Genomic DNA, 12,276 nt, shown 5'->3' with positions numbered 1-12,276 from the left:
TCGACATGAGTCGGAAGTGGTAGGACGCGGCATCGCCTCTCGGGCGGGTCGGCATCCGTCACCGGCGGCAATGCGCCTGCGTTCGGGACCGAACCTCTTGCCGGCGACGCGGATTTCCCGCCACCTCACTCCTCGATCCTGCTTTTATGACGGGATATTGACCATGACAAGGGCACTGCCCGTTCGGCAGGCGTTCGCAGAGCGCATTTCTCTGGCGGCCAGCACGCTCGCCGAGTTTCGCACAAGCCTCGCGGTTCAATCGTCGTTTCAAATGGCTGCGGTCGAAGCTCGTCGCCTTGAGATCGCCTGCCTCGCCGGCGATGGCGTTGGACGAAGCGCCGATGGCAGGTCGGCCGCAGACGCGGAGCTGTGCCGCCATCGTCGTCCGCGCGTTCGCAGGGCTACGGGCTATGCCCGAGCGCTCCGACATGTGGTAAAGGCCGGCGTCTCCCGTCGATGCCCACGGCGTCGCGAAAATGGCCCCTTCCCGCCGCAGTCGCGACACGGGCAACGCGAAATAGGGAAAGAGAACCGAATGCTCGTCGGCCGCCGCATCGCCGCCTTCATCTTCGCTCTCCTCCTGTCCGTCGCCGCCTGCCTCTCTGCCGGAGCGGCGCGTGCCGGCGACGAGCGCGTCATCACCGCCATCGAACCTGCGGCCAGCGAGGCAGGGCTGTCGGTCCGCTTCACCCTCACCGGCAAGACCCGTGTGCGCAGCTTCGCGCTCGGCAATCCCGATCGCGTCGCCATCGACTTCGACGATACGGTCCCGGCCGTCGCCTTCGACACGCTGCCGGACAACCGTCTGGTCGCGGGCGTGCGGCACGGCCTCGTCACCGCCGATCGCTACCGGGTGATCTTCAGGCTGAAGGCGCCGGCGGTCGGAGCGGTGGCAGAGCGTGTCGAGGACGGCAAGGAGATCGTCGAGCTGACGTTGGCGCCGCCCGGGCAGCAAGCCCCGGCAAAGCCTGCCGCGACCGCAGCGGCCGGTGACCGCGCCAGCGAGAAGGAGGGGGCGAGGGCCGCGCCGCAGAAGGCCGGGCCGAAGCGCCTGGTGATCGTCATCGATCCCGGCCATGGCGGCGACGACAAGGGGGCGGTGTCGCCGTCCGGCACGATGGAGAAGATGGTCAATCTCGAAAACGCCCGGATGCTCCGCGACGTGCTCGAGACCTATCCGAATGTCGACGCCGAGCTCACCCGCAACGACGACACCTTCATCCCGCTCGACGACAGGGCGGCGATCGCCCGCAAGCTCGGCGCCGATCTGTTCCTGTCGATCCACGCCGATTCGATCCACTACAAGACCCTGCGCGGCGCCACCGTCTACACGCTTTCGGAAGACGCCTCGGACGAATTGTCCCAGCAGATTGCCGCCAACGAAAACGCCTCCGACCGCTTCGCGCCGAAGGGCTTCCAGCAGAGCTCGCCGGAGATCTTCGATATCCTCATCGACCTGACGCGCCGCGAGACGGTGAGCTTTTCGGAGCATTTCGCCGCGGCGCTCGTCGCCGACCTTTCCCGGCGCAACATCGAGCTGATCAAACGGCCGAAGCGCTCGGCGGGCTTCCGCGTCCTGAAGGCGCCGGACATTCCCTCGGTCCTGGTCGAGATGGGGTTTCTGTCGAACGCCAAGGACGAGCAGCTTCTCACCGATGCCGAATGGCGCAAGAAGATGACCTCGGCGATCGCCGAGTCGATCATCCGCTTCTTTCGTGGCGGCAAGGCCGAAGCGCTGAAGGCGGCCGAGGCAAAGGACTGAAAATGTCCCGCCGGCTCAGCCTCTTGCGCAGAAGGCTTGATTCGTTGCATCAGGCGTCCGTCGGGCCGACCACTGGAGAAGCTTGAGCGGCGCTTGACAGAATTGCGGTTTTCTGTGGCAATCCGGCAACTTTCACGCGCGCGAATGGCGGAAAATCCGCCACAATCCATGGGCCTGCCGCAATTTGCGGTCATGGCTGACTTGTACCCGCTGCGCTGAGCGGGGAGCTGGGACGGCTCATGCCGTTCCGAGGGGGCAGGGCGAGGCGATCGCCCTCGAGAGACCGGGCGTGGAGTTCATGGGCGCAAGACGCATGGGCAGTGTCCGGACGGAGTTTCGATGATCAGACTGATCGGCTATTTCTTCGGCATAGGGTCCGTGCTCTTCATCCTCGTTGCCGGCGCGGTCGCCTGGTATGTCGAGCGGATGGCCGAGGGGCTGCCGGACTATCAGGTGCTGGCCAAATACGAGCCGCCGGTGACCACGCGGGTCCACGCCTCGGACGGCCAGCTGATGGCCGAATACGCCACCCAGCGCCGGCTCTTCCTGCCGATCCAGGCGATCCCCGATCTCGTCAAGAACGCCTTCCTCTCCGCCGAGGACAAGAACTTCTATTCGCATCCCGGCATCGACATCGAGGGCGTCGGCCGCGCCGTCATGGTGATCGCCAAAGGCGGCCGCATGCAGGGCGCCTCGACGATCACCCAGCAGGTCGCCAAGAACTTCCTCCTGACCAACGAGCGCACCCTCGACCGCAAGATCAAGGAAGCGATCCTGTCGCTGAGGATCGAGCAGGCCTATTCGAAGGACAAGATCCTCGAGCTCTATCTCAACGAGATCTATCTCGGCATGGGGTCCTACGGCATCGCCGCCGCGGCGCTCGCCTATTTCGACAAGTCGGTGACCGAGCTCAACGTCGAAGAGGCGGCTTATCTCGCCGCGCTGCCCAAGGCGCCGGAGAACTACAATCCGTTCCGCGACTACGACCGCGCGATCGACCGCCGCAATTGGGTGATTTCCCAGATGGCTCAGAACGGCTTCATCACCGAGGAAGAGGCCGAGACCGCCCGGGAAAAGCCCATCGAGGTCAATCCGCGTCCGTCCGGCACCTATCTCGCCTCGTCGGAATATTTCACCGAGGATGTCCGCCGCGAGATCGTCCAGCGCTACGGCTCGAAGTCGCTCTATGAGGGCGGTCTGTCGGTACGCACGACGCTCGACCCCGCTCTCCAGAAGGAGGCGCGCAAGGCGCTGCAGGACGCCCTCGTTTCCTTCGACGAGAAGCGCGGCTATCGGGGCCCGGTCAGTTCAATCGACATCGGCAGCGACTGGGGCGCCGAGATCGGCAAGATCGACGCCCTGTCCGACGTTCCCGAATGGCGCCTCGCCGTCGTCCTCGAGGCGAATGCCGACAGGATCAGTGTCGGCCTGCAGCCGCACCGGGCGATCTCAGGCGCGCTCGAAAGCGAGCGCGAGATCGGCACCATCGCGTTGTCCGACATGAAGTGGGCGCTGAGACTGAATACGAAGGAGAAGAAGGGCTCGGTCCGCTCGGCCGACGACGTCCTGTCGCGCGGCGACGTCGTCTATGTCGAGAAGAAGGACGACGGCGACGGTTACAAGCTTCGCCAGCCACCGAAGGTGCAGGGCGCGCTGGTCGCCATGGAGCCGGAGACCGGCCGCGTGCGCGCCATGGTCGGCGGCTTCTCCTACGCCCAGTCGGAATTCAACCGCGCCTCGCAGGCCTATCGTCAGCCGGGCTCGTCCTTCAAGCCCTTCGTTTATTCGGCGGCCCTCGACAACGGCTACACGCCTGCCTCGGTGATCATGGACGCACCGATCTCGATCCCCAACGGCACCGGCGGCTACTGGACGCCGCAGAACTACGGCGGCAGCTATGCCGGCCCGTCGACGCTGCGCCTCGGCATCGAGAAGAGCCGCAACCTGATGACCGTAAGGCTCGCCAAGGACATGGGCATGGACCTCGTCGCCCAGTATGCCGAGCGCTTCGGCATCTACGACCATCTGAAGCCCTACCTGCCGATGGCGCTCGGTGCGGGCGAGACCACCGACCTTCGGATGGTCACCGCCTATTCGGTGATCGCCAATGGCGGCCGGTCGATCGAACCGTCCCTCATCGACCGGGTGCAGGACCGCTACGGCCGCACCATCTACAAGCACGACCAGCGCTTCTGCGCCGAGTGCAACACCCGCGAATATGACGGCCAGGCCGAGCCGCAGCTGGTCGACGAGCGCGACCAGGTGCTCGATCCGATGACCGCCTACCAGATCACCTCGATGATGGAGGGCGTCGTCCAGCGCGGTACGGCGACCCGCGTCAGGGCGCTCGGCGTTCCCGTCGCCGGCAAGACCGGCACCACCAACGACGAGAAGGACGCCTGGTTCATCGGCTTCACCCCGGACCTCGTCTGCGGCATCTATATCGGCTACGACAACCCCACCCCGATGGGGCACGGCGCCACCGGCGGCGGGCTCGCCGCGCCGGTCTTCGTCGACTTCATGAAGGAAGCTTTGAAGGGCAAGAAGCCGGTCGACTTCAAGGTTCCCGAGGGCATGGAGCTGATCGCCGTCAACCGCAAGACCGGCATGCGCGCCTCCGGCTCCGGCTCGGATGTGATCATGGAGGCGTTCAAGCCCGGCACCGGCCCGGCCGACAGCTACCAGGTCATCGGCGAGGACGAGGTCGCCGGCTTCGGTGGCGGCACCGGGCAGGTCTCCGAACAGGCCGAGCAGGCGATTTCGCAGGGCGCCGGCGGGCTCTTCTGAGCCCGTCCGCAGACTTTCGCGAAGACGTCGCAGACCCGCCATGTTGACGCGGGCAAGCGCCCCCCTTTATGACGCGGAACTTCCATCGCTGCCATGCGATGCGGGCCCGGCCGACCGGCCGGCCTCTGCAAGACATCTGAGGAGAATGCGGCATGCGTGCCGAGATCGAGACGATCGTCGACGAGACCAAGCAGGCCATAAGCCTGCTGAGGAGGCATCTTTGACTGGGACAAGTCCGTCAGACGTCTCGACCTTCTGAATCAGAAAGCCGAGGATCCCTCGATCTGGGAGGATCCGGCCGAGGCCCAGAAGCTGATGCGCGAGCGCCAGCAGCTGGAGACGTCGATCACCGCCATTCGCGGCCTGTCGCAGACCCTCGACGACAATGTCGAGCTCATCGCCATGGGCGAGGAGGAGGGTGACCAGTCGATCATCGAGGAGGCGGAGAAGGCCATCCGCGCCGTCCGCGCCGATGTCGACAAGCGGCAGATCGAATCGCTGCTCTCCGGCGAAGCCGACACCAACGACACCTATGTCGAGGTTCATTCCGGCGCCGGCGGCACCGAGAGCCAGGACTGGGCGGAGATGCTCGAGCGCATGTATATGCGCTGGGGCGAGCGCTCCGGCATGAAGGTCGAACTTCTCGAAGAGCATGCCGGCGAAGAGGCGGGCATCAAGTCCGCCACCATGCTGATCAAGGGCCACAACGCCTATGGCTGGATGAAGACCGAATCGGGCGTGCACCGGCTGGTGCGCATCTCGCCCTATGACAGTCAGGCGCGGCGGCACACCTCCTTCGCCTCGGTCTGGGTCTATCCGGTGGTCGACGACACGATCGACATCCAGGTGAACGAATCCGACTGCCGCATCGACACCTACCGCGCTTCGGGCGCTGGCGGTCAGCACGTCAACACCACCGATTCGGCCGTGCGCATCACCCATATCCCGACGGGCATCGTGGTGGCCTGCCAGCAGGAGCGCTCGCAGCACAAGAACCGGGCGACCGCCTGGAACATGCTGAAGGCGCGGCTCTACGAGGCCGAACTCGAGAAGCGCGAGGCGGCGGCGAATGCCGAAGCGGCGTCGAAGAGCGACATCGGCTGGGGCCACCAGATCCGCTCCTATGTGCTGCAGCCCTATCAGCTCGTGAAGGACCTTCGCACCGGCGTCGAACACACGACGCCGCAGGACGTGCTCGACGGCGATCTCGACCGCTTCATGGAGGCTGCGCTCGCCCAGCGCGTCCATGGCGGTAGCGTCGAGGTGGAAGACATCGACTGAGGGTCGCTATCGCGCCCGGTTAGGACTTTCGAGCAGGCCGGCATTGCCGGCCTGTTTTCGTTTTGAAGCAGGTCAGCCGAAGCCGCGGATCCGGTCGCCGATGCGGAAGAACTTTGCCGGATCCACGGCCCTGCCTTCGCGGCGCACTTCGTAGTGGAGGTGGGGCCCGGTGCTGCGGCCGGTGGAGCCGACCGCGCCGATGGTCTTGCCGCGGCTCACCTTGTCACCGACCGCGACGCTGATCTTCGACATGTGCCCGTAGCGCGTCGAGATGCCGTTGCCGTGGTCGATCTCGACCATATTGCCATAGCCGCCATAGGGGCCCGCCTTGGTCACCGTGCCGGGCGCCGTCGCCTCGATCGAGCGGCCATAGGGCTCGGCGAAGTCGATGCCGGAGTGAAAGGCGCTCCGGCCGAGAAACGGGTCGGCCCGGACGCCGAAGGTCGAGGAGATCGCGCCGGACGGCATCGGCCGTTCCAGCGGCAGCTTCCTCGCCACGCTGCTCACCCGCTGGAGCTCGTCGAGCGCCGCGTCGAGTTCGGCGACCGTCTGCTCGAAGGCGTCGCCTTCGGGCACCGGTTCGAACGGACCGCCGGTGGCCCGGCTATCGTCGTCCGCCTCGGCGACCCTGATCCCGGCAGCCGCCAGCGCCGTGGAGATCCGCACCGCCCGGCCGCGAGCCGTCGAGGCAAGGGCTTCGAGGTTTCTCAGCTGACCGAGTTCGGCGACGCTGATCGCCTCGCCGATCTTCCGCAAGCTCTCGTCGGAGATGACCGAAGCTGGGCTGGCGGCAAGGCGAGGCGACTTGCCGCCGGGCGGCGACGCCTCGGCGCGCAGCTTGCCCAGCCAGTCCGTCGCTGCAGGTTCCGCCGGAGCGAAGGCGTTCGCCGCGGGTGGCGCATCGTCGTCGATCCCGTCGCCGCTCTCGTCGTCGAAGGCGACCGAATCGGAAGCGGCGGCACCGTGATCCAGCTCGTCCTCGACCGGTTTCGGGGTGGGGACGGGCACCGGCGCTGCGAGAAGGCCGGTCGACTTCGCGCGCTCGAACAGCGGCTGCAGCTTTTCGTAGCGGGCGGCGAGCTGTTCCTGCTGGTCGAGGAGGACGTCGACCTTGCTCTCCACCATCTTCTGGGCGAGGAACTGGCGGCTCGTCGCCCGGTCGAGTTCGACCCTGAGCGTCGCGATCCGCTGCTCGTATTCGTTGCGGTTGCGCCACTGGCGCTCGGCCTCGCCGGTCGGCTGCGGCGTCGCCAGCACGTACAGAACGGGAAGGGCGGTGGCCGCCGCGACGACGAGCGCAGCGAGGGCCGAACCGACCAGAAGACGGCCATGCCCGACGGTGAAATGCCGGACATGCTCGCCTTTCGCGATGATCACGGTATGGGGCTCTTTGCGCCGGCCAAAGGTGCTCGTCAGCTTGCTCGCCTGCATCGACTTCGATCGCTTGGTGGGCGGCCCGAAAGGGCTCTCTTCGGCAGCGATTAGAAATCGTTAAGGTTAACGTTTCCTTGGCGAGGGCGGTGAAATCGCCGTCAGCGCGAGCGCGGGGACAGCGAACGGTAGAAGGTCGGCGTCAGGCCGGCTTCGGCCCTGGCGCGGTCGTTGAAGGGCGCCTTGATCTCGCCGCGAAAGCTCTGGCGGACCAGCACGCCGAAGCGTTCGGCGGCGTTGACGTTCTGGCGGGCGCAGAGGAAGCGGAACCACTTGGCGCCGATGGCGACGTGCTTCTTCTCATCGCGATAGATGATTTCGAGGATTTTTGCGGTGTCGTCGTCGCCGACGGCCAGCAGCTTGTCGATCATCGACGGCGTCACGTCGAGGCCGCGCGCCTCCAGAATCAGCGGCACCACCGCCAGACGGGCGGAGAGGTCGTGGGAGGTCTCTTCCACCGCCTGCCACAGCCCGTCATGGGCGGGCAGCGCGCCATAATGGGAGCCGAGTTCGCCAAGCCGGCGAGAGAGCAGGCCGAAATGCTTGGCTTCCTCCAGGGCCACCGTCATCCAGCCGTCGAAGAAGCTGCGCGGCATCGTCTCGCGAGCGAATCGCGCGACGATGTCGAGGGCGAGATCGATGGCATTGAGCTCGATATGGGCAAGGGCGTGGATCAGCACGATCCGCCCCTCCGGCGTATGGACGGAGCGGCGCTTCAGCTTCTTCGGCGAGACGAGCTCCGGTTCGCCCGGCCGCCCGGGCCGGCCGGGATGGGCCGGATCGGTGGCCGAGTGGAGGCCGAGGCGGCGGGCGAACCAGAGCCGGCAAGCGAGATTGGTCAGCCGCACCTTTTCGTCGAGATCGCTGGCCGCCAGCGCCCGCGTCGTCGCCTCGCGCAGCGTCGACGGCTGGCCCATGTCAGCCTCGGCCATCACGCTCAGGCCTTCGTTGCAAGCTGGCGTGCCGCTTCCAGCACTTCCGCCGCATGGCCCGGCACCTTCACCTTGGGCCAGATCCGCGCGACCTTGCCGTCGCTGCCGATCAGCGCGGTGGTGCGCTCGACGCCCATGTATTTGCGGCCATACATCGACTTCTCCACCCAGACGCCGAAGGCTTCGAGCAGCGCCTTGTCCTCGTCGGAGAGGAGACGGACCGACAGATCGTGCTTGTCGCGGAATCTTTCGTGCTTCTCAACCGGATCCGGCGAAACGCCGAAGACGGTCGTCCCCGCGGCGGCGAAATCCTCCGCGAGGCCGCTGAAGTCGATCGCTTCCCGGGTGCAACCTGAAGTGTCGTCCTTGGGGTAGAAGTACAGAACGAACGGACGGCCCTTGACGTCGGCGAGCGAGACCGATTGGCCACGGTCGTCGGGCAAGTGGAAGTCAGGGCACTCATCGCCCACGGAAATCGGCATCGCGTCATCCTTTCGACTTGAGATGATTGAAAGAGATCAGAATCGGAATGGCTGGAAAACGGCAGGGGGCCGACCGCTTCCGATTGCAGAGAGCGGCGGGCGCGGTCATCATGCCATTCCGGGACGGGTTGGGAAGCTGGTAAATGCAGGCAGGAACGGGGCTGGCAAGACCCTGGCGGGCCATGCGCGTGGCCGGCCGCGGGAAAATGTGCGGCATGGCCCGGCGGGCGGGCGCCGGCCGCCGAACGGTGGCATGAGACTGTTCGGCAAAGCCCTGACCGGCGCCTTCGCGGCCGTTCTCGTCTTCGTCATCGGTGCCGTCGCCCTTCTCGTCGCCACGCCGTTCGGTAACCGGCTCCTTCTCGATCAGAGCCAGTCGCTCGCCGCAAGCCTGCTGCCCTCCGATGTGACCATTTCCGTTCAGTCGCGGCAGATCGGGTTCAGCCCCTCCGGCGAGATCACCCTGACCTTCCACGACGTCGTGCTCGCAGATGCCGAGACACGGAAGCACGTTGCAGCCGCCGGAGACCTCGTCGTTGGCTTCAGCCTCTGGTCGGCGCTGACCGGCGACATTTCGGCCGAAAAGATCACGGCGAAGAGTCTCGGCATCGACACCGACCGGCTGTTCGGCACTGGGCCGGTGCCGGTGCCTGACGTCGAGGCGATCTATGCTGGTCTCGACCGGGCCGCCGGCAGCGTCGCGGCAATGCCGCTGAAGGCGGTCGAGATCAGCGATGTCGGGCCGCTCGGCGGCGTTGCCTCGGCGCCGCGGATCGCCCGGCTGTCGATCGAGAAGAGCCGCAGCGGCGCGGTCGATCTTCTGCTCGAAGCCGATGCCGGTGGCACGACGATCCGCGCCGAGGGCACCGCCAGCATCGCCGAAGACGCCGCGCGCCTCGAGGCGCTGTCGCTGCAGACCGACGCAGTGATGTTGCCGACCCCCGCCAAGGGAGACGCCCCACGGCCGACGCTGGCGCTCGCCCTCGATCTTACCGGCGAGGGGCGCGACAGACGTCTCAGTCTCGCCGCGACGACGATGCTGGAGCGACCGGCAGGACACACGATCGACGGCAAGCTGACCGCGGACATCAACGAAGGCGGAAAAACTGCTGATATCGCTGCCAATTTTTCCGATGGAAACGACGCTTCCGGGGATTTTGCCGGGGAGCTCGACCTTTCGGCTCCTGAGGCCGGCCTGCCGTTTCGGCTGGCCTCCAACCGTCTCGTCTCGCGCATCGCCAGCCTTGCCGCGGGTTCGCCCGTCGAGCGCGAGGCACTTTTCACCTCGAACGGCGTCATCGATCCGGGCCGGGGCAGCATCCATGTCGAGGATGCGCAGTTTTCCCTGCCTGAAGGCCGGCTGAGCGCCGTTGCCGATCTCGGCGGCTTCGGCCCGGCGGACCGGCTGACGGCAAAGATCAGCGGCGAGGCGATCGACGGGAACGACCTGATGGCTTTCTGGCCGTTCTTCCTCGCCGAAGAGCCGCGCGCCTGGGCGCTGGAGCATCTGAAGGCCGGACGGTTTGATACCGCGTCGCTCGGGCTGGACCTGACGGTGGAACGGCTTCTCGAGGTGGTCCATCCCCATACGCCGATGCGCGAGGACGAGTTCGCTCTCGATGTGACGTTCAGCGGGGGCGCCTTCAGCACCCTCGACGACATGCCCGACCTTTCCGCCGCTTCGGGGAAGGTCCGCCATCGCGGCGATCATGTCGTCATCGATCTCGAAAAGGCCGCGGTGGAGGGCAGTGCCGACGTCGCGGTGATGCCTTCGAACCTCGATTTCCAGCATGCAGGCGACGGCATGGACGCGGCTCTCTCGCTGAATGTCGAAGGCCCGGCGGCGCAGATCGTCGAACTCGCCGAGCGCCAGCCGGCAATGGCCGAGGAGGCGAAGGACTGGCGGCCGGAGGATGTCGCCGGCAAGGTGAAGATCGGCGTCGGTGTCGGCTTTCATCTTGCCGGCGCGCCGCCCGGCACGAGCAAGCCGGTGGTCAGCGGGTTGAACTGGTCGGTCATCGCCGAGCTTCACGATGTCGACGTCAAAAAGCCGATCGACGGGCGGCACTTTGCCGATCTCAACGGCACCGCGATGATCGCCGAGGGCAGCGCCATGGGCGAGTTCAGCGGCCGCATCGACGATATTCCCGCGACGGTCAACTTCACCCAGCCGATCGGCGCCGAACCGGTGGGCGACGCCTCGCTGAAGATCGACGCGCGGCTCGACGAGGCGGCGATCGCGCATCTTTCCCCGCCGCTCGCCCGCATGCTGGGCGGCGTCATCACGGTGGAGCTCCTGCGCGGCAAGGAGAGCTTCGCGGCGACGGCGGATCTGTCGAACGCCGCCATCCGCCTGCCGGCGATCGGCTGGTCGAAGAGTGCCGGCGTACCTGGGACGATGACCTTCGACGTCGTTGCCGATGGCGGCGTGACCCATGTCCGGAATGCCGTCCTCAAGGGCGAGGGCTTCTCCGCCACCGGCTCGGCGGTGCTCGACGGGGCGGGGCTGAAATCGCTGGTCCTCAATTCGCTGGCGCTCAACCGCGACGATTCGGTCTCGGCGCGGCTGACCCGGATCGACGGCGGCCTCGGCATCCGCGTCGCCGCGAACAGCATCGACGCCCGGCCGATCCTCGCAGCGCTGCAGGGCAGCCTTGCCGGCAGCCCGGATGGCGAAGCCGACGGCAAGGGACGGCTGATCGTCGAAATCTCGGCGGAGCAGCTGCGCGGCTTCGGCGACGAGGTCCTGCAGAATGCCGAGATCCGCTACGAGGCCGCCGAAGACCGCGTCCGTGCCGCCTCGCTCGATGCGACCATCCGCGGTGCAACGGTGACGATGGCGTTCCGCCCCGGAGCGACGGACGGTCCGGCCATGCGGCTCGAAACCGCCGACACCGGCGCGCTGCTGCGCTTTTCCGGGCTCTACGGCAAGATGCGCAACGGCAGGCTCAAGCTCGGCCTTGCCAGCCGCGGCGACGCCTTTGCCGGCCGCGTCTCTCTCAGCAATTTCACCCTGGTCGACGAGGAGCGGCTGCGCAGCCTCGTCGGCACCGCGCGGCAGAGCTCCGACAGCCTGGCGGCGCGGCTCGGCAAGGATCTGCCCGTCGCCAACGCCTTCTTCGACATCGCCCGGGCGAACCTGCGCTGGCAGGGCGGGCGCCTCGTCGTCGACGACGGGATCATCCGCGGCCCGGTCTTCGGTTCGAGCTTTTCGGGAACGCTGATCGATCCGTCGGGGCAGATTGACATGGCCGGATCCTTCATGCCGGCCTATGGCGTCAACCGGCTGTTCGGCGCGCTGCCCTTTGTCGGGCCGGTGCTCGGCAATGGCGGCGAGGGGGGACTGATCGGCATCACCTACCGGCTGGAGGGTACGCTCGCCAATCCCACTCTGGTGGTCAATCCGATCTCGCTGATCGCTCCCGGCATCTTCCGGCGGATTTTTGAGTATTAAGGGCTGAAGGCCAAAGGCGGGCGACCGATCTCTAACTGGAGACCCGCCGACTTCGAATGCCTTCGCAGCAGACCGAGCGAGACTTCAACGCCTCGTCATCCCGGGCTTGACCCGGGATCCAATCCAAATCGCTGGAACTGCTCCAAG

Annotated in this window: 7 protein-coding genes; 4 read left to right on the top strand and 3 right to left on the bottom strand. The window is 66.6% G+C overall.

Annotated elements, in window-relative coordinates:
• The first annotated feature begins 535 nt into the window (after positions 1 to 535).
• The 3 genes from E3C22_RS03970 to prfB all read left to right on the top strand — a co-directional run bounded on the left by E3C22_RS03970 (position 536) and on the right by prfB (position 5,830).
• Entirely contained in the window at positions 536 to 1,762 is a 1,227-nt protein-coding gene (locus E3C22_RS03970) for an N-acetylmuramoyl-L-alanine amidase (protein WP_167591622.1), read from the top strand.
• A gap of 339 nt (positions 1,763 to 2,101) precedes the next feature.
• Positions 2,102 to 4,549, top strand: coding sequence for a penicillin-binding protein 1A (locus E3C22_RS03965; RefSeq protein WP_134760413.1), 2,448 nt, complete (start codon positions 2,102 to 2,104; stop codon positions 4,547 to 4,549).
• 152 nt (positions 4,550 to 4,701) lie between these two features.
• Positions 4,702 to 5,830, top strand: a protein-coding gene (gene prfB / locus E3C22_RS03960) for a peptide chain release factor 2 (protein ID WP_134760411.1) whose coding sequence is annotated in 2 segments (ribosomal slippage) — positions 4,702 to 4,770 and positions 4,772 to 5,830 — 1,128 coding nt in all. Because the reading frame shifts where the segments join, the coding sequence is not laid out codon by codon here.
• A gap of 72 nt (positions 5,831 to 5,902) precedes the next feature.
• Here the strand turns inward: prfB and E3C22_RS03955 are convergent.
• The 3 genes from E3C22_RS03955 to E3C22_RS03945 all read right to left on the bottom strand — a co-directional run bounded on the left by E3C22_RS03955 (position 5,903) and on the right by E3C22_RS03945 (position 8,675).
• Entirely contained in the window at positions 5,903 to 7,207 is a 1,305-nt protein-coding gene (locus E3C22_RS03955) for a M23 family metallopeptidase (RefSeq protein WP_167591621.1), read from the bottom strand.
• 155 nt (positions 7,208 to 7,362) lie between these two features.
• On the bottom strand, positions 7,363 to 8,193 hold the full coding sequence (locus tag E3C22_RS03950; protein WP_134760407.1) for a ferritin-like domain-containing protein: 831 nt from the start codon (positions 8,191 to 8,193) through the stop codon (positions 7,363 to 7,365).
• Between the two features lie 5 nt (positions 8,194 to 8,198).
• Complete coding sequence (locus E3C22_RS03945) at positions 8,199 to 8,675, bottom strand: peroxiredoxin (protein WP_134760405.1); 477 nt, start codon at positions 8,673 to 8,675, stop codon at positions 8,199 to 8,201.
• A 253-nt stretch (positions 8,676 to 8,928) separates the two neighbouring features.
• On the opposite strand from E3C22_RS03945, the gene E3C22_RS03940 reads away from it, so the two are divergent.
• Positions 8,929 to 12,129, top strand: a complete 3,201-nt coding sequence (locus E3C22_RS03940) for a hypothetical protein (RefSeq protein ID WP_134760403.1) — start codon at positions 8,929 to 8,931, stop codon at positions 12,127 to 12,129.
• Positions 12,130 to 12,276: the final 147 nt, after the last annotated feature.

It is taken from the genome of Jiella endophytica, assembly GCF_004519335.1.
Taxonomy (GTDB): domain Bacteria; phylum Pseudomonadota; class Alphaproteobacteria; order Rhizobiales; family Rhizobiaceae; genus Jiella; species Jiella endophytica.
Note: the sequence above shows the minus strand (reverse complement) of the source record. Positions and strands in the feature narration are given on the sequence as shown.

What these genes read in the sequence shown, in the direction of transcription:
- E3C22_RS03970 (WP_167591622.1), top strand. Translation starts at nt 536, where the DNA reads ATGCTCGTCGGCCGCCGCATCGCCGCCTTCATCTTCGCTCTCCTCCTG.
- E3C22_RS03950 (WP_134760407.1), bottom strand. Translation starts at nt 8,193, where the DNA reads ATGGCCGAGGCTGACATGGGCCAGCCGTCGACGCTGCGCGAGGCGACG.
- E3C22_RS03945 (WP_134760405.1), bottom strand. Translation starts at nt 8,675, where the DNA reads ATGCCGATTTCCGTGGGCGATGAGTGCCCTGACTTCCACTTGCCCGAC.
- E3C22_RS03940 (WP_134760403.1), top strand. Translation starts at nt 8,929, where the DNA reads ATGAGACTGTTCGGCAAAGCCCTGACCGGCGCCTTCGCGGCCGTTCTC.
- E3C22_RS03965 (WP_134760413.1), top strand. Translation starts at nt 2,102, where the DNA reads ATGATCAGACTGATCGGCTATTTCTTCGGCATAGGGTCCGTGCTCTTC.